This is a genomic window from Flavonifractor sp. HCP28S3_F3, assembly GCF_052065355.1.
Taxonomy (GTDB): Bacteria; Bacillota; Clostridia; order Oscillospirales; family Oscillospiraceae; genus Flavonifractor.
On sequence record NZ_JBQHUF010000001.1, the window covers coordinates 496,416 to 520,195 of the forward strand.

Annotated in this window: 20 protein-coding genes and 2 pseudogenes; 16 read left to right on the forward strand and 6 right to left on the reverse strand. The window is 53.8% G+C overall.

The genetic code is table 11. The annotated features are described in order from the left end of the window. Positions 1-14 precede the first annotated feature (14 nt). Positions 15-815, reverse strand: coding sequence for a M55 family metallopeptidase (locus ACTNB1_RS02535; RefSeq protein ID WP_441167696.1), 801 nt, complete (start codon positions 813-815; stop codon positions 15-17). Positions 816-1,062: 247 nt separating this feature from the next. Between ACTNB1_RS02535 and ACTNB1_RS02540 the strand changes: the two genes are divergently transcribed. The 8 genes from ACTNB1_RS02540 (at position 1,063) to ACTNB1_RS02575 (ending at position 11,331) form a co-directional block, all read left to right on the forward strand. Then, on the forward strand, positions 1,063-2,673 hold the full coding sequence (locus ACTNB1_RS02540; RefSeq protein WP_441167697.1) for an ABC transporter substrate-binding protein: 1,611 nt from the start codon (positions 1,063-1,065) through the stop codon (positions 2,671-2,673). Positions 2,674-2,769: 96 nt separating this feature from the next. Further along, on the forward strand, positions 2,770-3,735 hold the full coding sequence (locus ACTNB1_RS02545) for an ABC transporter permease (RefSeq protein ID WP_441167698.1): 966 nt from the start codon (positions 2,770-2,772) through the stop codon (positions 3,733-3,735). 6 nt (positions 3,736-3,741) lie between these two features. Further along, a complete protein-coding gene (locus ACTNB1_RS02550; RefSeq protein ID WP_441167699.1) occupies positions 3,742-4,659 on the forward strand; it encodes an ABC transporter permease in 918 nt (305 codons plus the stop codon). A gap of 13 nt (positions 4,660-4,672) precedes the next feature. Further along, on the forward strand, positions 4,673-5,653 hold the full coding sequence (locus tag ACTNB1_RS02555; protein ID WP_441167700.1) for an ABC transporter ATP-binding protein: 981 nt from the start codon (positions 4,673-4,675) through the stop codon (positions 5,651-5,653). 1 nt (position 5,654) lies between these two features. Next, positions 5,655-6,698: an ABC transporter ATP-binding protein gene (locus tag ACTNB1_RS02560; RefSeq protein WP_441167701.1), complete on the forward strand. Its 1,044-nt coding sequence runs from the start codon at positions 5,655-5,657 to the stop codon at positions 6,696-6,698. Beyond that, a complete protein-coding gene (locus ACTNB1_RS02565) occupies positions 6,695-8,164 on the forward strand; it encodes a leucyl aminopeptidase family protein (protein ID WP_441167702.1) in 1,470 nt (489 codons plus the stop codon). The genes ACTNB1_RS02560 and ACTNB1_RS02565 overlap by 4 nt, the downstream gene beginning before the upstream one ends. Before the next feature lie 4 nt (positions 8,165-8,168). Next, entirely contained in the window at positions 8,169-10,175 is a 2,007-nt protein-coding gene (locus ACTNB1_RS02570; protein ID WP_441167703.1) for an alpha/beta hydrolase family protein, read from the forward strand. Next, entirely contained in the window at positions 10,162-11,331 is a 1,170-nt protein-coding gene (locus ACTNB1_RS02575) for a MalY/PatB family protein (protein ID WP_441167704.1), read from the forward strand. Before ACTNB1_RS02570 ends, ACTNB1_RS02575 begins: the two co-directional genes overlap by 14 nt. A 53-nt stretch (positions 11,332-11,384) precedes the next feature. On the opposite strand, the gene ACTNB1_RS02580 is transcribed toward ACTNB1_RS02575, so the two are convergent. Continuing rightward, the gene (locus ACTNB1_RS02580; RefSeq protein WP_441167705.1) at positions 11,385-12,047 is read right to left on the reverse strand and encodes a helix-turn-helix transcriptional regulator; all 663 of its coding nucleotides are present in this window, start codon (positions 12,045-12,047) and stop codon (positions 11,385-11,387) included. Positions 12,048-12,280: 233 nt separating this feature from the next. Between ACTNB1_RS02580 and ACTNB1_RS02585 the strand changes: the two genes are divergently transcribed. Together ACTNB1_RS02585 and ACTNB1_RS02590 are read left to right on the forward strand one after the other, a co-directional pair. After that, entirely contained in the window at positions 12,281-13,459 is a 1,179-nt protein-coding gene (locus ACTNB1_RS02585) for a MalY/PatB family protein (RefSeq protein WP_441167706.1), read from the forward strand. Between the two features lie 495 nt (positions 13,460-13,954). Next, positions 13,955-15,466 (forward strand): recombinase family protein, encoded by a 1,512-nt coding sequence (locus tag ACTNB1_RS02590; protein ID WP_441167707.1) that lies wholly within the window; start codon positions 13,955-13,957, stop codon positions 15,464-15,466. On the opposite strand, the pseudogene ACTNB1_RS02595 reads toward ACTNB1_RS02590, so the two are convergent. Continuing rightward, positions 15,431-15,856: pseudogene (locus tag ACTNB1_RS02595) on the reverse strand (manganese catalase family protein); the annotation flags it as partial. The gene ACTNB1_RS02590 and the pseudogene ACTNB1_RS02595 overlap by 36 nt on opposite strands. A gap of 92 nt (positions 15,857-15,948) precedes the next feature. Here ACTNB1_RS02595 and ACTNB1_RS02600 point away from each other — a divergent pair. The 5 genes from ACTNB1_RS02600 to ACTNB1_RS02620 all read left to right on the forward strand — a co-directional run bounded on the left by ACTNB1_RS02600 (position 15,949) and on the right by ACTNB1_RS02620 (position 21,644). Further along, positions 15,949-16,998, forward strand: coding sequence for an alcohol dehydrogenase (locus tag ACTNB1_RS02600; protein ID WP_441167708.1), 1,050 nt, complete (start codon positions 15,949-15,951; stop codon positions 16,996-16,998). Positions 16,999-17,006: 8 nt separating this feature from the next. Then, entirely contained in the window at positions 17,007-17,768 is a 762-nt protein-coding gene (gene yaaA / locus ACTNB1_RS02605) for a peroxide stress protein YaaA (RefSeq protein ID WP_441167709.1), read from the forward strand. After that, the gene (locus ACTNB1_RS02610) at positions 17,756-18,586 is read left to right on the forward strand and encodes a TrmH family RNA methyltransferase (RefSeq protein WP_441167710.1); all 831 of its coding nucleotides are present in this window, start codon (positions 17,756-17,758) and stop codon (positions 18,584-18,586) included. The genes yaaA and ACTNB1_RS02610 overlap by 13 nt, the downstream gene beginning before the upstream one ends. Before the next feature lie 12 nt (positions 18,587-18,598). Beyond that, positions 18,599-20,680, forward strand: a complete 2,082-nt coding sequence (locus ACTNB1_RS02615; RefSeq protein WP_441167711.1) for an ATP-dependent helicase — start codon at positions 18,599-18,601, stop codon at positions 20,678-20,680. Between the two features lie 94 nt (positions 20,681-20,774). Next, positions 20,775-21,644, forward strand: coding sequence for a recombinase family protein (locus tag ACTNB1_RS02620; RefSeq protein ID WP_441167712.1), 870 nt, complete (start codon positions 20,775-20,777; stop codon positions 21,642-21,644). 1 nt (position 21,645) lies between these two features. Here ACTNB1_RS02620 and ACTNB1_RS02625 read toward each other — a convergent pair. The 3 genes and pseudogenes from ACTNB1_RS02625 to ACTNB1_RS02635 form a co-directional block, all read right to left on the reverse strand. Beyond that, positions 21,646-21,843: pseudogene (locus ACTNB1_RS02625) on the reverse strand (manganese catalase family protein); the annotation flags it as partial. Further along, positions 21,843-22,313: a spore coat protein CotJB gene (locus ACTNB1_RS02630; protein WP_441167713.1), complete on the reverse strand. Its 471-nt coding sequence runs from the start codon at positions 22,311-22,313 to the stop codon at positions 21,843-21,845. The gene ACTNB1_RS02630 and the pseudogene ACTNB1_RS02625, both read right to left, overlap by 1 nt. Before the next feature lie 127 nt (positions 22,314-22,440). Further along, positions 22,441-22,899, reverse strand: a complete 459-nt coding sequence (locus tag ACTNB1_RS02635; protein WP_441167714.1) for a YhcH/YjgK/YiaL family protein — start codon at positions 22,897-22,899, stop codon at positions 22,441-22,443. A gap of 158 nt (positions 22,900-23,057) precedes the next feature. On the opposite strand from ACTNB1_RS02635, the gene ACTNB1_RS02640 reads away from it, so the two are divergent. After that, positions 23,058-23,759 (forward strand): N-acetylmuramoyl-L-alanine amidase, encoded by a 702-nt coding sequence (locus ACTNB1_RS02640; RefSeq protein ID WP_441167715.1) that lies wholly within the window; start codon positions 23,058-23,060, stop codon positions 23,757-23,759. The last annotated feature ends 21 nt before the right edge of the window (positions 23,760-23,780 follow it).

A 23,780-nucleotide genomic window follows, 5' to 3' on the forward strand; every position in this document is an offset into this window, starting at 1 on the left:
CACTTCACAGCCTTTCAAAACACAAAGTAGAAGAAGCGAAGGACCTCGCCGTAATCGTCGGTATCAAATGTCAGCGTGGTGGGGGAGACTAGTACGGCTCCCGGATAATGGGAACAGCCGTAGGCATCGTAATGATGATGATAGGTTACCTCCACATGGAAGTGTTCCGGAAGGGGAAGCGGCTTGATCTTACCTGCGGCATCCGGGATTTTTTTCGCCTGCTCGGCCAGCTGAGCCTGCACGGCTTCCGGCGTTTTTGTCAGGACACCATACCCATATCCTGTTTTGGTGGGTACTGTGACCACAGAAGGGATCTGACGCTCCGCCGCGGCGCACACACCGTCATCGCCGCTGACAAACAGCGTGGGTACGCCGCGATAGGCGGCGGCATAAGCGAACATTTCAAATTCACCCCAAATGGCCCCGTTTACCTTCAGCTGAAAGATCCGGGAGCTGACCATGGTGTGTGAGGTGGGGTTGTGAGGAGACGAGGCGGCATCGTGGAATCCAACCATCAGAACGCCGTCGAACGATTCGTCGAAAAGCCCTGTCTTGCCGAAAATCTCGTGGGTCAGGCCGCGCAGCAGGGTTGCCTGAGGCGGCAGCAGGCTGCAGTCGATGTTCCGCCCGTCCCCATGTGCATCTTCGATCACAATCTGGTGCTCACCGCACTTCAGCAGGCTTTCGGCCACGCAGGCCGCTTCCAGGCTCATTTCCCGGGCCATGGCAGGGTACAGGCTGCCTGACGGCCTGGCCTCATCCCAGCAGGACAGCCCGGCCACCCCTTCAATGTCGCACAGCATATAGAACTTCATTGCACGCACATCCCCTTTCAAATCCATTTTCCAACAAGTTGCAAAAGTGTCGAAACAAGTATTGACATTTAATTATCACAAATGTATAATTTTTTATCATAGATATTTTAACGCAATATAGAGCAAAAGTAAATAGCGAAATTTGTTTTGTGATTGCCGCAAAAAGGTCTTATTTTGCTTGCAAGGGGGCAGGCTTAGATAAGAAAGAGCAGGAAACGAGAAAAGAAAGGAAAAAGGAGGTCCCAAAATGAAGAAAAGAATGACATCTCTGTTGCTGGCGGGAGCCATGCTCCTGACGCTGTCACTGACCGGCTGTCAGCCGGATTCCCCCAGTGGTGAAAACAGCCAGCAGCCCGGCACGGAAACCAGCGGTGGTGAGGCCGAAAAGAAAAGCCTGGTAATCGGTGTTGTCAACGACGTGGTTTCCCTGGACCCCGCCGTGAAGGACAGCTCCGCCGAGCAGCAGATCGCGGCTCACCTGTATGATCCCCTGGTGGACTATACCACTGATCTGGAGCGTATCCCCGGCCTGGCTGAGAGCTGGGAGATCCTGGACGACGGCGTGACCTGGGAATTCAAGCTCCGTCAGGGCGTGAAGTTCTCCAACGGCAATGATTTCAACGCTGACGACGTGGTGTTCAGCCTGGAACGCATTATGAACGACCCCACCCTGGAGATGGGCGTTTACCTGATGCGGCTCAAGGAAGTCAAGAAGATCGATGATTACACCGTGCAGCTGGTGACCAAGATCCCCTATCCTGTGTTTTCCGGCAGTCTGAGCATGATTATGATGCTGGACAAGGAAACCTGCGAGGGTCTGACTCCCGAGGAGATCTCCGCCAATCCCGTGGGTACCGGCCGTTACCGTCTGGTGGAACATGTGAAGGAGTCCAGCATCAAGCTGGAGCGTAACGATGAGTACTGGGGCGAGCTGCCTGATGCCGAGACCGTGGAATTCCGTGTGATCACCAACGCCGCCACCCGTACCACCGCGCTTCTCAACGGCGAAGTGGACTTTATCAGCAACATTCCTGTTATGGACGTGGAGCGTCTGGAGAACGCCGAGGGCATCCAGGTCGTCACCGCCCCCAGCCTGTCCTGCACCTATATGGGCTTTGACCAGTATCACGAGACCGGTTCTGCCGGCACCGATGATCCCAACCCGCTGATGAACGTGAAGGTGCGTCAGGCCATCTATCACGCAATCGACATTGACACCATCATTGATACGGTCCTCAACGGTTATGCTACCGTGGCCAGCTCCTATATGCCGGAAATCTGTGTGGGTTATGACCCTGAGATGGAGCGTCCTGCTTATGATCCCGACTACGCCAAGCAGCTGCTGGAGGAGGCTGGCTATGCCGACGGCTTCAATCTGCGTATCGATGCCCGCAGCGACAGCGATTTCAACGCCGATCAGGTAGCCCAGGCTATCGCCAGCTATCTGGGCAAGGTAGGTATCACCGTGGAAGTCAACCTGCTGCCCCGCGCCTCCTTCTATGAGAAGGTGAATCCGGAAGATCTGCAGTCCTCCTGCTTCATCGGCGGCTGGAGCGATACCTCCGGTGAGGGCATGGTCATCCTCAACGACATGATCCACTCCTATGGCGACGGTGTGGGCGAGGGCAACAACGGCCATTACAGCAATGCCGAGGTTGATGAGCTTCTGGCTCAGGCGTCCATTGAGAAGGATATGGACAAGCGTGCCGAGCTGGTAAAGCAGGCTGACGCGATTTCCCGTGAGGAAGCCGGCTATGTACCTCTGTTCTTCAAGGATCAGATCTATGGCGTCCGGGAAGGCATTACCTATACCCCCCGTGCGGGCGACAATATTATGGCATGGGATTTTGAATTCTGATTCTGTGCACCAGGAAGGGGAGGGAAGCCAAATCTCCTCCCCTTCCTTCTTACAAGGCAGCTGAATGGGTCGTTTCCGACTGGTAGAGGTGATTCCGTGGTTAAATACATTTTAAAGCGGCTGTTCCAGATGGTGATCACCCTTTTGATCTCCTCTATTCTGGTATTTATACTGGCCAACTGCATTGGTGACCCGGTCAACATGATCGTCTCACCCAAAGCGCCGCCTGAGGTGCGGGAGCAGGTACGCGAGATGCTGGGACTGAACAAGCCGATATGGGAGCAGTATATCACATTTGTATCTGACGCCATACGTGGGGATTTCGGAAATTCCTACATATATAAGGAGGATGTCCTGGGCCTGATTCTGCAGCGGGCGCCGGCCACCCTGGAGCTGGTGTTTGTATCCGTGATTCTGGCGCTGGTCATTTCCATTCCGCTGGGCGTATATGCAGGCGCCTTCCCAAAGCGGAAATCCAGTTCTCTGATCATGGGCGGGTCCATTCTGGGCATTTCACTGCCCACATTTTTCATTGGCATTGTGCTGATTTTTGTCTTCTCGCTGCTTTTGGGCTGGCTGCCGTCATCGGGGCGAGGGCCAACCGCCACATTCCTTGGTATGAAATTCAGCCTGTTCGTACAGGGTGGTCTGAAATATATCATCCTTCCCGCCGTAACGCTCTCGGTTACCAATATTGCCTCTCTGGTTCGTCTGACCAGAGCCGGCGTGATGGAAAACATGCGCCAGGATTACATTAAATTCGCGCGCGCCAAAGGTGTCTCCACGCGGAATGTTTTGTTTGGCCATGCTCTGAAAAACGCTCTTATCCCGGTCATTACGGTATTCGGCATGGAGATCGGTTCCCTGATCGCCTTTACCACTGTAACCGAGACCATCTTTTCCTGGCCCGGTCTGGGAAAGCTGCTGATCGATTCCATCAACTCGGTGGATCGGCCGGTGATCGTGGCTTACCTGTGCCTGACGACCGTGCTGTTCGTGTTCATCAACTTTGTGGTCGATCTGCTCTACACGATAATCGATCCCAGAATCGAGCTTAGGTGATGCGCTATGAGTGAACAAAGAAAACAGATAGAGGCCGTCCGGGACGGTGCGCTGAAAAAATTCCTCCGCTCAGAGTTTTTCTTCAATTACCGGCACAATGTCTCGGCCATAATCGGTACCGTGATCGTGGTTCTGATTCTGCTTATCGCTGTCTTCGGACCCCTGTTCGCGCCTCAGGACCCCTATGATGTGGCCGGACTTTCCCTGATCGATTCCTATAAGCCTCCAGCATGGCTTGAAGGCGGTGACGCCCGGTTCCTTCTGGGTACGGACAGCCAGGGCCGTGATATGTTGAGCCTGCTCATCTACGGCAGCCGGATTTCACTGTTTATCGGCGTAGTGGGTACCCTGCTTGCGTGTGCCGTGGGTATTACCCTGGGCCTGATCGCCGGCTATTTCGGCGGGAAAGTGGATGCGGTCATTATGCGTCTTGCGGATATCCTGCTGTCCTTTCCGGATATTCTGATCGCACTTTTCATCATGACCATGTTCGGTCGAGGCGTAGATAAACTGCTGATCGTTTTCACCATTCTTGGCTGTGTCAGTTATATCCGCACGGTGCGGGCGGAAGTCCTCTCCGTCAAACAGATCGAATATGTGGACGCGGCCAGAGTTATCGGTCTGCCCAATCCGCTGATCATGCTCCGGCATGTGCTCCCCAATGTCGCTACCACCATTATCGTTCTCTCCACCATGAAGGTGGGCGGACTTATCCTTTCTGAGGCCACCCTTTCCTTCCTGGGTGTCGGCGTCCCGGTGACTGAGCCGTCTCTGGGCATGTTGGTCAAAAACGGATTCGACGTGTTGTTCAGCGGCTACTGGTGGATCGCAGTCCTGCCGGGCGTCTACATCATGCTGCTGGTCTTCGGGATCAATCTGCTGGGTGACTTCCTGAGAGACGAGTTCAATCCCAAACTGAAGTAAAGGAGTGGAAATTGTGGGAAAGACACTGCTGCAAGTAGAACATCTGCGTACCTATTTCCACACCTTTCGCGGCGTGGTCAAGGCTGTGGACGACATCAGCTTTTCGCTGGACGAAGGTCAGGTCCTCGGAATCGTCGGCGAGTCGGGCAGCGGAAAATCCGTGACCAGCTTTTCCATCCTGAAGCTGGTAGAGAGTCCCGGAGTGGTTCAGTCCGAGCACATCTATTTCAACGGTGAGGATATCAGCCGCAAGAGTGAAAAGGAAATGATGAAGATTCGGGGCAAGGACATCTCCATGGTGTTCCAGGACCCCATGACCTCTCTCAATCCGCTCTACACCATTGAAAAGCAGATCACAGAAATGCTGGATCTGCACCAGAAGGGCATGTCCAAGAAAGAGAAGCGGGAGCGCTGCATTGAACTGCTGCGGATGGTGGGCATACCCAACCCGGAGGACCGCCTGAAAAGCTATCCCCATCAGTTTTCCGGCGGTATGCGCCAGCGCGTGATCATTGCAATCGCTCTGGCTGCCAATCCCAAGCTGATCATTGCTGATGAGCCCACGACGGCCCTGGACGTTACCATCCAGGCACAGATCCTGAAGCTGATGGACCGCCTGGTAAAGGAGCAGAACGCCTCTTTGATCCTTATTACCCACGATCTGGCCGTCGTATCTCAGATGGCTGACCGGATCATCGTGATGTACTGCGGCAAAATCGTGGAAAGCGGATCCAGAGATGATGTGATTCGCCGTGCTAGCCACCCCTATACGGTTGGTTTGCTCAACTCTATTCCCCGCATGGCGGAGGAACAGGAGCGCTTGGAATCCATTCCGGGCATGGTGCCCAGCATGCTGGATCTGCCGAACGGGTGTTATTTTGCGCCCCGGTGCAAGTACTGTCAGGAAATCTGCCGCACCCAAGTGCCCACTGAGCAGTCTGTCGGCGACGGGCATGTGGTCTGCTGTCATTTCCCGCTGAAAGGAGGCGACTAGGATGAGCCAGATCCTTCAGGTGGAGGACCTGATCCAGGAATTTGATCTTACACAGGACCTGCTGGATCGGATCAAGTTCAAGCATGGGCACTTTTCCGTGGAGCAGCAGGTAGTGCATGCGGTCAACCATGTGAGTTTTGATATTCAGGAAGGCGAGGTATTCAGCCTGGTTGGTGAGTCAGGCTGCGGCAAGTCTACCACAGCCAGGACTGTTATCCGTCTCCAGGAGCCCAAGAGCGGACGCATCGTGTTTGACGGCAAGGATATTACTCATATGAAGCTCAAGGATCTGCGGCCTATCCGAAGACAGATGCAGATGATTTTCCAGGACCCGTATGCCTCTCTAAATCCCAGGCAGAAAGTGCTGAATATACTGACTGAACCGATTTTATTTCATAAGCTGGCAGCCTCCCGCGCAGAGGCAGAGGAGAAAGCGGTTTATTTGCTGGAGCGGGTCGGTCTGAATCCAGAGCAAGCCAACCGCTACCCCCACCAATTCTCCGGCGGGCAACGGCAGCGTATCGGTATTGCCAGGGCACTGGCCGTGGAGCCAAAGTTTATCATTGCTGACGAACCTGTATCCGCCCTGGACGTGTCCATTCAGGCGCAGATTCTGAATATTCTCATGGATCTTAAGGACGAATTTGGCCTGTCCTATCTGTTTATTGCCCACGACCTGAGCGTGGTAAAACACATCAGTGACCGACTAGGTGTTATGTATCTGGGTACCATTGTGGAGCGCGCTCCCAAGAGAAAACTGTTCCAGAGGCCGCTGCATCCATATACCAAGGCACTGTTTTCTGCCGCGCCCACCATTGATGAGACCAGCATCAGCCAGTCTCAAGAGTTGAAGGGCGAGATCCCCAGCCCCATTCACCTGCCCTCCGGCTGCCTGTTCCACGACCGTTGTCCTATGGCCAGACCAGAATGCGCCCAAATCATGCCGCAGCTGCAGGAAGTGGAGCCGGAGCATTTTGTGGCCTGCCATCTGGCTGGGCCCCGATCAAATCTATCCGATGCTGATAAAGGGAGGAACGCCCTGTGAAATTCGAACTGTGTGCCGGATATGAGGAATGGGAGTGGGACGGCATCGTAGTCCCCGTTTTAGAAGGAACACTGGAAGGGCTGCAGCTGCCCTGCGAGGCTGAACTTCAGGCCGTCCGCAACCAGGCAGTTTTTTCCGGCAAGAGGGGAGAGGTATACCGTTTCACCGCGCTGCGAACCGGCCGCATAATCCAGTATTTTCTGCTGGGACTGGGCAAGCGTGCTACCCTGGAAACTATGCTGCACAGCTGTGCGGAAGTTTACCGACAGTGCCATAATATGCGCCTTTCCCGGGTACTGACCGATCTGCGCAGTTTGGAGACTTTGACGCCCGCACTTCTCAAGAAGTCTGGTGAAGCAATGTATCTGAGCGGGTATCACTTTGATAAATACAAATCTGAGCCGGACCCGGACGGCGTTCAGGAAGCTGCTTTCTGCTGTAATGCCCAGGAAGGATACCTGCAGGCACTCAACGAGGCTGTGATCTGTTGCAAAGCCGCCTGCATGGCACGGGATCTGATCAATGAGCCGCCCACGGTCATGACGCCGGAAAAGCTGGCGGAGGCCGCCGGAGAAATCCTTGCGGGTACGCCAGTTCAGGTAACCGTTTACGGCAGGGAGCAGATCAGAGAACTGGGCCTGACCGCTTTCCTGGAGGTGGGAAAAGGCTCCATTCAGGAACCGAAGCTCATCGTCATGAAGTACGACGGTGATCCTGCCCATCCGGAGCGTCGGCTGGGGCTGATCGGAAAGGGCCTGACCTACGACAGCGGAGGATACTCCCTCCAGTCCTCTGAGTTTATGGAGACCATGCAGCATGACATGAGCGGCGGTGCGGCGGTGATCTGCGCCCTTTGGGCTGCCCAATCCAAGGGCTTGGCACTGAACGTTACTGGTATTGTAGCAGCCTGCGAAAATAAGCTGTCCGCCACCGCCTATGTGCCCGGTGATGTGATTCGCTCCATGTCCGGCCGCTATATTGAGGTCAACAACACTGATGCCGAGGGCCGTATTACTCTAGCTGACGCCGTGACCTATGCCAAACAGTGCTGCGGTGTTGACCGCATCATTGACATCGCAACGCTGACCGACGGCATCCAGACGGCCTTGGGAGACGAACGGTGCGGCCTGTTTACCAACGATCACGGGCTGTCTGCCTATGTGGAGAAGGGCGCCGCCGCCGCTTGTGAGCGCGTATGGGAGCTGCCCTGTGACGAAAATCTCCGCCGTGTGCTGGATTCCAGAGTCGCCCACCTCAAAAACAGCGCTATGGGTTCCAGCGTAGGCGGATATGCCACAGTGGGCGCCATGTTCGTTAAGGAATTTGCCGAGGACACTCCGTGGGTGCATTTGGACATCGGCGGAACGGCATGGAGCCGGAAATGCGAGGGGATCTATACCAAGGGCGGCATCGGCTTTGGCACCAGAATGCTTTATGAAACCATGTGCGAAATGGAGAAGAGGTAGGAACATGGAACAGCTTCAGTTGACCGATTTCCTCAAATACCGCTATCCGTCCGCTGTGGCACTTTCTCCGGATGGCAAACACGCAGCTTTTGCGGTCAAAAGCATTAATCCGGAACAGGACTGCTATGTATGGAGTCTCTGGATATATGACCTGGATACAGGGACCTGTACGGAGGTGCCTGGCGGAGCAGGGCAGCGTAAAGCGGTTTGGGATGACAGTGGGCATCTGCTCATCATTGAGCGGCAGCCTGACCCGGAACTGCTTGCCCAAGGTATTGAGGCATCCTGGAGTACATTGATCCGGCTGAATCCAACCAGCGGTGAAAAGGAACCTTTGTTCCGTCTGCCCGTTCATGCTACATCTGTGTGGCCAGCAGGGAACGGGACCTATATCATAACGGCAGAGACACATCTGGACCAGCCGAACCTGCTGACTATGGAGCCTGATGAACGGGCCAGAGAAGCGGCGCGGCAGCTCCATACCAAGGGCTATAAGACGCTGACAGAACTCCCGCTGTGTGAAAACGGCGTTGGTATGTACAACCAGACCAGAAACACTCTGTTTCTGGTGGGACAAGCCGGTACTCTGCAGCAACTCACTGCTGACGACTGGGATGTAAACCATGTCAGTGTGGCGGACGGACAGGTTCTGTTTACCGCTTTCCCGTTCCGTGATGTAAAGCCGGTCACGGAGGGCATGTACCTCTGGACGGGGGAACGTGAGGAAATCCGTACCCTCATTACGCCAGACAAATACAGCATTGACTTTGTCGGTTTCTGCGGTGGACGCGCACTTTGCCTGGGACTGGTCATGAAGGACTACGGCGTATATGAGCATCCCACCTTTTTCCTGGTGGATGAGGCCGGGGAAACCAACCTGGGCCGGTATGACCGCCGTGTCAACTCAGAAGTGGTTACCGACAGCTTCGATGGCAGCGTACGAGGACAGAAGATGGTAGGGGATGCCCTCTACTTCCTAAACACCAACGGTGTGGGCACTCAGCTGTGCCGTTGGACCCAGGCGGAAGGGGTAACGCCGCTGCTCACCACGGATGACTACCTGATTGATTTTGATACCCTGGACGGGGAGCACTTTGTCCTGGTGGCGGCGGTAGGTCTGGATCTTCCAGAAATCTACCTGTGGCAGGGAGGCACGCTCCAACGTGCCACCCACTTCAACGACCAGGTATCCGCACAATGGCGTCTGTCTGTGCCGGAACCCTTTACATTCCAGAATCGGGACGGCGTAGAGATCGATGGCTTCGTACTCAAACCTGCCGGATATCAGCCTGGTGTGTCCTATCCGGGTATCCTGCACGTACACGGGGGTCCCAAGATGGTCTTCGGGCCTGGTTTTCACCATGAGATGCAGCTGTGGTCTGCCCGCGGGTACTTTGTGTTCTATTGTAATCCGCGAGGCAGTTGCGGCAAGGGAAACGCCTTCGCCGACCTCCAAGGAAAATATGGAACTGTGGATTTTCAGGATCTGATGGACTTTACGGATGCCGTTCTGGTCCGTTATCCTGACATTGATCCTGCCCGCATCGGGGTATGCGGTGGTTCCTACGGCGGTTTTATGACCAACTGGATCATCGGCCATACCAACCGCTTCCGTTGCGCCGTCTCCCAGCGGAGTATCTCCAATTATCTGGGGGATTATCTGCTTTCAGATATCGGGTATTATTATGTGCCTGACCAGCAGCGAGGAACGCTTTGGGACCATCCGGAACGGCTTTGGAAGGCATCGCCCCTGTGCTATGCCGATAAGGTCAGGACACCCACGCTGTTCATCCACTCTGATAAGGATTATCGCTGTACGCTGGCCAACGGGCTGGAGATGTTCGCCGCACTGAAGCTCCATGGTGTGGAAACAAAGCTCTGCATGTTCTACGGGGAAGACCACGGGCTGAGCCGTACAGGCACGCCGTCAAACCGTATCTGCCGCATGGAGGAGATCCTGGCCTGGCTGGACAGATACCTGAAAGAGGGGGCTGTCCATGATGCATCTTGATTTTGACACTCCGATCGACCGCTGCGGTACCCAATCCTACAAATGGGATGGCACCTTGGCGGAGTTCGGGCGAAAAGATGTGATTCCCATGTGGGTCGCAGATATGGACTTTCCCTGTGCACCTGAGATCCTGGACGCCTTTTCTGACAGGGTCCGTCACGGGATCATGGGTTATACGATCCGAAGCCAGCAGTATATGGATGCCGTCCGCGGCTGGTTCCGCAACCGGCACAGTTGGGATGTGTCCGAGGAGGCACTGACCTTCGCGCCTCCCGGCGTGATTTTCGCTGTGAATGTTCTGATTGACCTGCTCTCGGAACCAGGAGACAGGATCGTGATGCAAACGCCAAACTATGACGCACTGATGAATTCCGTCTCAGCCGGCGGCCGAATCATTTCCGAAAACCCGCTTAAAGTCGTTAACAACCGTTATGAGCTGGACTTTGATGGGCTGGAACAGATTCTGGCTCTGCCGCGTACCAAAATCCTGCTGATGTCCAACCCCAACAATCCAACCGGGCGGCTTTGGACCCCAGAGGAGCTGTCACGCCTCGGAGACCTGTGCGCGCAGCATCATGTGACGATTATCAGTGACGATATCCATGCAGATATCGTTATGCCTGGGTATCACTATACGCCGCTGCCGTCTCTTTCTCCTGAACTTGCCCAGCGCTCTGTGCTTCTGACTTCCACCAATAAAACCTTCAATCTGGGCGGGCTTCAGATGGCTACACTGGTCATATATGACGAGGTACTCCGCAGTCGGTTTAATCAAGTCATGGCCCGTTATCAAACCAGACTTGACAACCTGTTCGGCGCCATTGCGCTGGAAACCGCCTATACTTCCTGCGGATATTGGCTGGATGCGGTGATCTCTTACATTAATGAAAACCGGAAAGCTTTGGAAGCATTTATTCGCACGGAACTGCCTCAACTGACTGCCTATCCCATGGAATCCACTTATTTCTCCTGGATAGACTTTTCAGGCCTGGGAAAGGGGGAAGGGCTGGAGCGATTTCTGATTGATACCTGCGGCGTGGCCTTTACACCCGGCAGAGAGTTTTCTGCCGGCTACGGCCAATTTATGCGGGTTAATCTGGCCTGTCGCCGTGAGTTACTGCTGACGGCCTTCCGTCAGATTCGTCAGAACATCTAAAAACAAAAAACCGGCGGGACCTATTCAAAGGATCCCGGCGGTTTTTTATTTGCTCATACTTTTCCATTTCGGATCCGCTGGAGATAACGGTAGACAGTCGGCTCTGAAATATGCAGTTCCCGGGCAGCCTGGCCCACCGAACCCTTGGTAGAAAAAACACCCTGCGCTTCCAGGGACCTGATGATCTCCAGCTTGTCTGTCGAATTCATGTCTGACGGCGGCACATCATACTTATGTACAGTAGTATGGATGATATTGCTGGAAAGCTCTGAAATGGAATCATCCAGATTCTCCGTATAAGAGGTATGGCGTTCCTCCTCCAAAAGCAGAGGATAGGTGTGCATCAATTTGTTCAAATGCTCTGAGAGAAGAAAGAACTCCTCAACGTCGTGGTTGACGCAGATCAATCCTCGCAACTCGCCATCCTCTTTGATGAAAAATGTGGAGGACACAAATCGCTTTCCCCCGCGGGTACGTCCTTCATAGTTGGCAACATAATCATGGTCTAAATATGCGCCTGTCTGAATCAGTTCCTTTGCCAATTCTGTCATGGGATCCCCGACTCGCCGGCCGCTGAGATGACCATTGCAGGCGGCAATCACAGACCGCTCCGGCGTAGAGACGTCATGCAAAATGATTTCGTAGTTTTTGCCGCAGATATCTCCCATAAATTCGACTACGGGAATGTAACGCTCCAAATAGGCGTAATTGCTCAAACTATCCCTACTTCCTGCGGCGCATGGCTCAGCAGTGCGACACGCAACACTCCTGAACCTTGCGTCTGTCTTATCAGCATTGTAACCGATTTCCATTACAATTTCAATTGTATAATAAAAATTTCTTACCAAATTTAAGGCGGCAGCGGTTGCGATATTGACAAACCACCTGCCTTCCGCCATAATCGAGACATAGATACAGAAAACCCGCAGGTTTATCGGAGATACATACTATGAAATATGATTTTGACACTCCCATTAACAGAAGGGGCACATCTTCCTATAAATGGGATACTGGATCTGATTTTTTCGGCCGGGATGACATTATCCCCATGTGGGTGGCTGACATGGATTTCCCATGTGCGCCCTGTATTGTAAAAGCGGTTCAGCAGCGTGCGGCTCATCCGATCTATGGATATGTTGTCCGGCAGCAGCCTTATTACGATGCTGTGCTGGGTTGGTTAAAGCGCCGGTATCATTTCGATGTAAGGCAGGAATACCTTGTCTTTTCGCCGCCTGGCGTCATTTTTGCTATGAGCACCGTCCTTCGGATTCTGACCCGGCCGGGGGACCGTGTACTGATTCCTACACCAAACTATGATTCGCTGTTTGATATGGCGGAACGCAGTGGGAGAGTGCTTCTGGAAAGCCCTCTAATCTGGAAGAATGGCGTCTACACGTTTGATTACGAAGATTTAGAGCGCAAAGCGGCCTCTGGCGCAAAAGTAATGGTGCTGTCCAGTCCCCATAATCCAACCGGACGGGTCTGGAAGCGAGAGGAGTTGGAGCAGCTTGCCCAGATTTGTCTCAAATACCATGTGTTTATGATGGTGGATGAGATACACTGCGATTTTGTTCCCAAAACGAACCCGCATACTACCTTTGGGCTTTTGGGTGAGGATGTGCTTAAGCACTCCATGATCTGTTACTCCGCCAGCAAGGGATTCAATCTGGGGGGATTGGGCATGTCCACAATTGTGCTGGCCGATGACGATATAAGACAGCATTTTAAAGAGGAAATGTCCATTGCCCAGACTCGTCTGGACAACGTGTTCGGAGAGGCGGCTTTAATGGCCGCATATACGCCGGAAGGAGAGGAGTGGCTGGACCAAGTCATCGCGTATGTGTTTGAAAACAAGGCGTATCTGGCTGAATATCTGGCTGAGCATATTCCGGAAATAAAGCTGTTTCCGTCAGAGGGTACATATCTGGTTTGGCTGGACTGCTCCGGCCTTCCTTATAAAGGAATGGCGCTGGAACATTTTATGATCAACAAGGCCGGTGTAGCCCTCAGTCCGGGATATGAGTTTGGTCTGGAAGGGGAACGTTTTCTGCGCATGAACTTGGCCTGTCCAAGATCAACATTGACAAAAGCGCTGCAACAGATCGAGGCCGCAGTTCGGACCATTTGAATCTATTCCCTGGGCCCACGCAGGCCCAGGGAATTTTGTATTTCCTCCTGTACGCTTTGTTTCGGAGAGTAGCAGAGAGGATCCAAGAGCCCAAGATCATGATATGTAGGCATGGAAAAGTGGAAAATCAGTAATTATTATAATATAAGAGTGGCGGTAGCGGTATGGATATGTGCGTTGTTGAATATAGATTGAATGCAAGAGTTTAATCCTAAAAATAAAATCGCATCAAGAAGGTGATGGCACCTGTGGCAGCAGCGTATATCTCCGAAAGTTATGACAGGCACTACCAGGAGCAGCTCATCCGAGTCGTAAATATTACTCCTGCCTATCGCATGGAGGAACTGGAACGTGTCAAGCAAGTGATTTCCGAACAATTATTTGATGTGTTCCAGAAGTACGTGTCAAATTAATCTTGGAGTTGCCGGAGCCGCCCTTGTGCCAACAAGTCAGCGGCTCCGTTCTTTTTGCGACTAGAAGAAGGGAGCAATACCATTGAATCTCATCGACGCCATATACACTCGACAATCCGTTGACCGGGCCGACAGTATCTCGGTGGAAAGTCAGGCTGAGTTCTGCAAAAGAGAAGTTGCAGATGCCAATACAAAAGTCTATACCGATAAAGGATACAGTGGAAAGAATATTGATCGCCCCGCATTTCAGGAGATGTTGGCTGATATAGAATGCGGAAAGATCCGTCGGGTCATTGTATACCGTTTAGACCGGATCAGTCGCTCTGTGTTGGACTTTGCTAATATCATCGAGGTATTTCAGCGATATAACGTAGACTTTGTCAGCACCATGGAGAAGTTCGATACCGGAACGCCCATTGGTAAGGCTATGCTGATGATCGTGATGATTTTTGCTCAGTTAGAGCGGGAGACTATTCAACTGCGCGTTCTGGACGCCTACCATTCCCGCAGCAAAAGGGGATTCTATATGGGAGGTAAAGTGCCTTATGGTTTTCGGCTGACGGAAACTGTTATAGATGGAATTCGAACCAAAATGTATGAGCAGATCCCGGAAGAAGCAGAGATTGTCCGGAAAATTTTCTCCATGTACGCGGAACCGCAGACCTCTTTTGGTGATATCGCGCGTTACTTGGGTGAGCAGCAAGTCAAAAAGCGGGATGGAGGCCCCTTTACCAGGCCACGACTGCGGGACTTGGTAGTAAACCCAGTCTATGTGCGGGCTGACTATCGCATTTATGAATTCTTCAAGTCTCAGGGGGCCAATATCATCAATACGCCGGAGGAGTTTATCGGCACAAATGGAGCCTACCTGTACTCTGGGGAGGAAGCCAATAAACGCAAAACAGTTTCCCTGCAAGGGCATACCTTGGTACTGGCCCCACATGAGGGGATCGTAAATGGAGGCATCTGGATCAAATGCAGAAGCAAATGTCTGAATAACAACCGGGTTGCAAAACCTGTCAAAGCGAAAGTAACTTGGCTGGCAGGGAAGATTCGGTGTGCCCAATGCGGATATGCCCTCAGCGCCAAAACCTATCATTGTAAGACCAAGGAGGATAATCGCTACTTCCTCTGCGCCCACAAATATGACACCGGAGTATGCCATTTTGGTTCTTTAAACGCAGATTTTTTAGAAGAAACCGTGTTTAAAGAGCTGTGTAAAAAGTTGACGAAGTTTCAGACTTTGTCCAAACAAAGACAAGAGAATTTCGACTTACACACTATTAACCTAAAAAGTCGAATTGAGAAGATCGAACAGGAGATTTCCAGCCTGTTAGATAAGGTTGCTCAAGCCAATGAATCCGTCATGGAGTACATCAACAGCCGTGTGGCAGCTCTGGATGCTGAAAAGAAGAAACTAAACGCAGAGGTGGTTCATCTCTCAAAAACAGGCGGAGAAAGTCTAGAAAAGATCTCCGGATATCTGGACTACTGGGCTTTGCTGACCATCAGTGACAAAATAACCGTTGTAGATAGTCTAATAGAAAACATTTATGCTTCACAGGAAGAAATCAAAATTAAGTGGAAGATTTAAGAAAATAGAACTCAAAATTGCAGATTCATTCCATCTTGTTTGTATCGCCTCGCCAAAGCGCTGGAAATGAACGATCTCTCTAGCCCGCAGGAACTTGATGACATTGCTCACATCCGGGTCGTCGCTCAGCCGCAGAATATTGTCATAGGTCACTCGGGCTTTCTGTTCAGCAGCCATGTCCTCCGTCAGATCAGCGATCACATCGCCCTTAACGCCAATACCAGCGGCATTCCAGGGCGCGCCGGAGGCCGCCGTGGGGTAGATGCCGGTGGTGTGATCCACAAAATAAGGAGCAAATCCACTGGTCTTGATCTGCTCATCCGTCAGATTGCGGGTCAACTGATGCACGATGGCGCCGATCATTTCCAAATGCCCTAATTCCTCAGTACCTGGTGAGGAAGTAATGAGCGGTGGCCTCCATTGACGGAGCTAATCCGACAGACTATAATAGAACCACTGTAAAAACTCAGGAGGGAACGCCCATGTTGGCTTACACCTATATCAGACAGGGAACCTTTCAGCTGCTGGACAAGCCCAAGCCGGTGCTGATCCATCCCCGGGATGCCATTGTCAGGGTCACATTGGGCAGCATCTGCACCAGCGACCTGCATATCAAACATGGCTCTGTGCCTCGGGCAGTGCCCGGCATCACGGTAGGCCACGAGATGGTAGGCATTGTGGAACAGGTGGGGGAGAGTGTTTCCAATGTCAAGCCAGGCGACCGAGTGACGGTAAACGTGGAGACCTTCTGCGGCTCCTGCTTTTTTTGTCAGAATGGATGGGTCAACAACTGCACCGATCCGGACGGCGGCTGGGCGCTGGGCTGCCGTATCGATGGTGGGCAGGCAGAATATGTGCGGGTGCCTTACGCCGACCAGGGCCTGAACAAAATCCCGGATACCGTTACCGATCTGCAGGCCCTGCTGGTGGGAGACGTGCTGGCCACTGGCTATTGGGCAGCCAAGATCTCTGAGATCAAAGAGACGGACACGGTACTGATTCTGGGTGCCGGTCCGACAGGCATTTGCACCTTACAGTGTGTGCAGCTGTATAATCCCCGCAGAATTATCGTTTGTGACATCGACCCCTACCGCTTGCAATTCGTTCGGGACCATTATCCTGAGGTGCTGACCGTACAGCCGGATCAGGCAGAGGCTTTCGTTATGGAAAACAGCGATCACGGCGGAGCGGATGTGGTACTGGAGGTTGCAGGCAGTCCTGACACCTTCCGAATGGCCTGGCAGTGCGCCAGACCCAATGCAGTGGTTACGGTGGTTGCCCTGTACGACGGCCCTCAAACCCTGCCGCTGCCGGATATGTACGGCAAAAATCTGACCTTCAAGACCGGCGGTGTAGACGGCTGCAACTGCGACGAGACCCTGGCCCTCATCGCGGCTGGGAAGCTGGACACCACCCCTCTCATCACCCATACCTATCCCCTCAGCCGCATCGAGGAGGCCTACGACCTCTTTGAGCACCGGCGGGACGGCGTCATTAAAGTAGCCATCCGGCCGGATGATGCAGAGGAGTGAGGTCAGGTATGCGGATCATCATTTCACCAGCCAAGAAAATGCGGACGGACACGGACACCTTGCCGTGGGAATCCCTGCCCTGCTTTATTGGACAAGCAGAAATACTTTACGATATTTTGCGTTCCATGCCCTATGAAGAACTGAAAAAACTCTGGAAATGTAACGACCAAATTGCCGCTCTCAACGCGGAGCGTCTGAGGACCTCCGACCTGCGCACCAATCTGACGCCTGCCATTTTGGCCTATGAGGGGATTCAGTATCAGTACATGGCTCCTGGCGTGTTTGCCCGCCAGGAGTTCCGTTATGTGCAGGAGCATCTGCGCATCCTGTCTGGGCTGTATGGTCTGCTGCGGCCTTTCGACGGAGTGACACCCTATCGGCTGGAGATGCAGGCTAAGCTGAAAATACGTGATGCAAAAGACCTTTACAGCTACTGGAACAACATGATCGCAGAGCAACTTTACAGTGAGACAGACTGCATCGTGAATCTGGCGTCCAAGGAGTACAGCCTCTGTGTCTCCCGCCATCAAAAGCCGGGCACTCGCTTCATCACCTGTGTGTTCGGCGAGGAGTCGAACGGGAAGCTCATGGAAAAGGGCACCCTCTGCAAAATGGCCAGAGGAGAAATGGTACGGTATCTGGCTGAGATCCAGGCCGATAAGCCGGAGGCCATGAAGGACTTTTCCCGACTGAACTATGCTTTTTCACCCCAGTATTCCGACTCGTCCACCTATGTTTTTCTTTTGGGAGGCACAACATGTCCAGCATAATCGAGATCACCGACCTCTCCGCTCCGGAGCTGGAGGCCTACACCCAGCTCACTCACGCTCAACTTCGCAATCGTTTGGAGCCGGAAAAGGGTATTTTTATCGCGGAGAGCACCAAGGTCATCGCCTGCGCACTGAAGGCGGGCTGTCAGCCTGTATCCGCTCTGATGGAGCGCAATCACATTGATTCCTTCCTGTCCCATCTGCCGGAAGGCCAAACCAATATTCCTATCTATACAGCTGATCGTGAGGTCCTGGAGGGACTCACAGGCTATCAGCTTACCAGAGGCGTGCTGTGCGCCATGCGGCGTCCTGTCCAGCCCAGCGTGGAAGAACTCTGTCGGTCAGCCCGCCGGATCGCTGTCTTGGAGAATATCACAGACGCCACCAACGTAGGGGCCATTTTCCGCTCCGCAGCCGCTCTGGGTATGGACGGCGTTCTGGTCACGCCCTGCTGCTGTGATCCCCTATACCGCAGGGCTGTCCGGGTCAGTATGGGCACCGTATTCCAGATCCCCTGGGCTCAGATCGGTGACCACCAGTCCCAGTGGCCCCAGCCCGGCCTCTCGTACCTGCGGGAATTGGGATTTAAAACGGTGGCCATGGCACTGACCGACAACTCTGTCTCCATTGACGACCCTGCGCTGGCCCAGGCAGAGAAGCTGGCTATCATACTGGGTACGGAGGGAGATGGTCTTTCAGCCCGCACCATCGCAGGATGTGACTATACCGCCCGTATCCCAATGCTCCATGGTGTAGACTCCCTGAACGTGGCTGCCGCCGGGGCAGTCATTTTCTGGCAGCTCCGCCCCCAGTCCTGAGTGGAGCGCAGCATGGATTTTTCTCAGTTCAGGGCACAGTTTTCCCTGCGCCTGGATCCCCAGCAGGAGGCGGCAGTACAGGCTGTGGATGGGCCGGTACTGCTGTTGGCGGTACCAGGCAGTGGTAAGACAACTGTATTGGTTACCCGTCTGGGCTATATGTGTCACGTATGCGATATTTCACCGGAGCAGATTCTCACTATGACCTATACCGTTGCCGCCGCCCGGGACATGCGTGCCCGGTATGCATCCATTTTTGGCGATGCAGAGGCAGAACGTTTGGGATTCTACACCATCAACAGCGTGTGCAGCCGCATCATCCGCTATTATGAGCGGGTGACCGGACGCACCGCGTTCCGCCTGGTGGAGGAGGGTGGCCAAAAGAGCGCCATTCTCGGCGAACTGTACCGCGGCCAGACTGACGATTTCGCCACAGAGAGCATCATCAAGAACCTGGAAACCGCCATCACCTATGCCAAAAACCAGATGCTCAAAGGGGAAGAGCTTACGGAAATCCAGGTAGAGGGACTGGACTTTCCGGTCTTCTATCAAAACTACTGCAAGACCCTTCGGGAACGCCACCTGATGGACTTTGACGATCAGATGGTCTATGCACTTCAAATCCTGCGGCAATACCCCCAGATCCTCCAGGCCGTTCAGAAGCGTTACCGCTGGTTCTGCGTGGACGAAGCCCAAGATACCTCCAAGATCCAGCATGTTATCATCCGACTGTTGGCGGGAGAGAGCGGAAATCTGTTCATGGTGGGAGATGAAGATCAAAGCATCTACGGTTTCCGGGCCGCATATCCCCAAGCGCTGACGGAATTTGACACAGTCTATCCCAACGCCAAAGTGCTCTATATGGAGCGCAACTACCGCTCCACGGAGCAGATCGTAGCGGCGGCGGACAGATTCATCCAGAAAAACCAGAATCGCCGTCCCAAGCATATGAAGGCCACCCGCGGGAAAGGGCCAGAGGTCCGCAAGATCTCCGTCTATGACCGGCAGGAACAGTACAGCTATCTTTGTGGACTGGCAAAAAGCTGCCTTTCAGAGACTGCCGTGCTCTATCGGGATAACGACAGCGCCCTGCCGCTTATCGACCAGCTGGATCGGGCAGGCATCCCTTATCGGTGCCGGCAGGCAGAGAGCCTCTTCTTCAGCAGCCGGGTAGTGCGGGACATCACGGATATCATCCGCTTTGCCCTGGATCCGGGAGACGGGGCGCTCTTTCTGAACATCTATTATAAATTGGGCGCGGGTATCAACCGGAACTTGGCCCAGGAAGCAGTCCGTTCCGGACAGAATCCTCTGGAGCATATTATCACCTCTTCCGCCGCGTCTCCCTGGACGAAAAAACAATGTAAAGCCCTCCAGACCCACATGACCAACCTGCTGAAGGAGCGGGGAGACAAGGCCGTATACCGCATTGTGCATTTCATGGGCTACGGAGACTATTGGAAGGAGCGGGGCGGTGACCTGAACAAGGCAGAGATTCTGGAGGCTCTGGGCGCCCAAGTGCCCACGCCGGATCGGCTGCTGGATCGTTTGGATGAACTACAGAATGTGGTCCAGGCCGGTTCCACAGACCCAACATGCCCGTTCGTGCTCTCCACCATTCACTCCAGCAAAGGATTGGAGTATGACCGGGCCGTCCTGATGGATGTGGCAGACGGACTTTTACCCAAAAGCCTGCCAGCAGATGGGATGGAACCGGAAGAACTGGACGCCTATGAAGAGGAGCGGCGGCTATTTTATGTAGGGATGACCCGAGCCAGACGGGAACTGAGCATTTTTGTCTTCCGGAAGGTAGGGTTGGAATCGCTGTTTTCCCTGGAAATTTTCCCGCCTAAGACTCCCAAACCCGTGCCGGTAAAGAAAAAGAAATCTTTTGTAACGCAGATTTCTGTAGATCGTGTAGAGGCTTTGTCCAAAGACTATATTCCAGGAACCAGGATCGTGCACAAGGCATTTGGACCTGGTACCGTAGTCAGCAAGACCGGCGACATCATTGTGGTGACTTTTGACAGTCAGGAAATCAAAAAGATTGCCCTCTCTACCGCGCTCCGGGTAAATCAACTGAAGCTGGAATAAAAGCCCTGCGGGAACTCCCGCAGGGCCTTTTTAAAACATTTCGGGCAACATTTTTTCTTCGGCCGCATACGGTGCAGGGAAGGGAGGGGATTTTGTGAAGACAGTCCGTGTAGCGGCTTACTGCCGTGTGTCCACTGATAAGGAGGACCAGGCCAACTCCTTCGAAAACCAGCAGCGTTACTTTTTGGCGTGCATTCAGCGCAACCCGGATTGGGTACTGCAAAACATCTATGCTGACGAGGGCATCTCCGGTACCAGCACCAAAAAACGCAAGCAGTTCAACGCTATGATCGCAGCAGCTCGGGCAGGGGAGCTGGATCTGATCCTCACCAAGGAGGTCAGCCGGTTTGCCCGCAATACTTTAGATACCTTGGCTTACACCAGGGAACTGAGCCGCAGGGGAGTGGGGGTCCTGTTTCTTATTGACAATATCGACACCCGGCAGCAGGATGGGGAACTGAGGCTTACCATCATGTCCTCCATTGCCCAGGAGGAGAGCCGAAAGACCTCCCAGCGGGTCAAGTGGGGGCAAGCCCGCCGGATGGAGCAGGGCGTGGTTTTCGGAGGCTCCCTGCTTGGATATGACGTACAGGACGGGCAGATAACTGTAAACCAGGAGGGAGCCGAGATAGTGAGGCGCATCTTTCACGCCTGCCTCATTGACCATAAAAGCACTGCCGTCATTGCCAGAGAACTGCGGGAAGCGGGTATCCCCTCCAGCCGCGGTATCGTCAAATGGTCAGCTGCAACTGTTTGGAAGGTTCTTAAAAACGAGAAATATTGTGGTGATCTGGTTCAAAAAAAGACCTATACCCCGGATTATCTCACCCACGAGAAAAAGTATAACAGAGGGGAGGAAGCAATGATTATCATCCGGGATCACCACACCCCCATTATCGACCGAAAAACCTGGGACGCCGTCCAGCAGGAGTTGGCTCGCCGCGGCCATCCCGGAGCACTGTGATCATATCCTCAGTACCGATATCGGTAAGCAAACCCTGGAGCTCCGGGTAGGGCATAGAGTACCGCTGGGAGAGATAGCGCAGGGATGCGCCCAGCTCGCCGTCGGGTCCGCCATACTGGCTGATAATATAACTGGCCAGCTTGGGATTGGGCGTGGCGATCTTCACCGGGTACTGTAATTTCTTCTCATAAAAAAACATCAGCGGCTGCCTCCTTCCATCTGCTCCCAGGGCCAGGGACCCTTCAGCCAGGCGCTCCAGTTCTCGCTGCCGGCCGCGGCGGCCTGGGTCAGCGGGCCATAAGTGGCCTCGTAGCGGGTCCTGGCCTGGCGTTCCATATCGGCATATTGCTGATAGAGAGCAAAGGCCTCCTTGTCCTCCTGGTGGGTATCCAGGTAAAGCGCCAGCTCCAGAAGCACAAATTCCAGGGCCTGAAGCTCGGCCATCGGGCCGCCCAGGGCCTGCTTGGCCGTACTCTTCACCCGGAAGGGCAGATCCAGGCCAGGGAACAGGGTGCCGGTGGTCAGGGCCTCCTGTTGGGTATAACGCTTGGAGCCAGTCTGTTGAAATGGAACATAGGGAACGGCCAGCGGCGCACATTCGGGCAGCGTACCACAGGTGTCGCTGCATGCACCGGAGCCGGTAGGCATATTGTTATTCTCAGAATACAAGACGGTTCCTCCTTCTATGGATTGGGGCGGACGGTACCGCTCCGTTTCATCCTATGCAGAAGGTCGGGATATGTCAGTTTCTAGGCGCAAAAAATCTCCCCCGTCCTGAGACGGGGGAGATGCCTTGTTAATCCAGCCTGACCTTGGCCACCAGGCGGCGGACAGGAACAGGCTGCTCCACAGCCACCCGGGGAGCATGAAGGTCCTGAGGCCACACAATGTAAAAGGTACCGGGCCGTATGGTGAGCGTATCCCATTTCGTGGTATAAAACTGGATATCTCCGGCAGCGTCGTACTCCGTCAGCTGCTCCAGCGGAGCGTCAGGCAGGGCATATCCAGCGCCCTCCAGCCCGGAGACCAAGTACTGGATGTCAGCATAGTTCCTGTGGCACTCCAGCTTGCAGTCTTCTACCGGCAATGTGTCCACATCAAAAAGGAAGGCATAGATGTCACTGCCCTCCAGCTCCACCCGTTGACCAGGCGTCAGGGTGTCAGGGTCCACCGTTCGCAGCCACTCCAGTGCCTTCTGAAAACGGGGTCCCAGGCCATAATACAAAGACGCGTTTTCCATCTTATCGATCACCATGGAAGTCCACCTCCGTTCAAATCTGCCTCTATCTTATCGCGGCCGTTTAAAAAAGGCAACAGGAACTTGGACAAGCGCTCTGATCCGTGATACAATGGCTCTGCGCTTCTACTCCATCTCCCGTTCGCATATCGTGGAAGGAGAAAGGGGAGAGGCAGATGGGAAAGGCTGGACACTGGGCGGTGTTGGCGCTTTTACTTGCCGCAACTACCGCTTGTCTGATCCTTCATCCAGGACGGGAGACCACCGTCTTTTCGCCCACAGGGGGCTCCGGATATACCCTGGTCCTGGACGCTGGACACGGTGGGGAAGACGGAGGCGCCGTATCCCTCACGGGTGTACCGGAGAGCGGGATCAATTTGGATATCGTGCTCAAATTGGACCAAATTCTGGGTCTCTATGGGCAGGCACCTGTCGTGCTGCGGACATCTGATATCTCTCTCCACGACGAGAGCGCTGATACCCTGCGGGAAAAGAAAGTTTCCGACCTGCATAACCGTGTATCAGCCATTGAAAATGTAGAAAATGCTGTACTTCTCAGTGTACACCAAAACAACTTTACAAACTCAAAATACCATGGTGCACAGGTCTTTTTTGCTCCAACAAGCGGAAGCCAGGAGCTTGCAGTCCATACCCAGGAGACGCTCCGCGCCGCGCTGGATCCGGACAACGCACGGCAGGCAAAACCCATCCCGGATACGGTATACCTTATGAGCCATATCTCGTGCCCAGGCATTCTGATCGAGTGCGGCTTTTTATCCAACCCGGAGGAAGAGGCCCTGCTCCGCACCAGTGGATATCAGACTAAGCTGGCAGCAACCATGGCGGGAGCCTGGCTCCAGTATGTCTGGCCGGCATAACAAATGAGAACGGGGGAACCC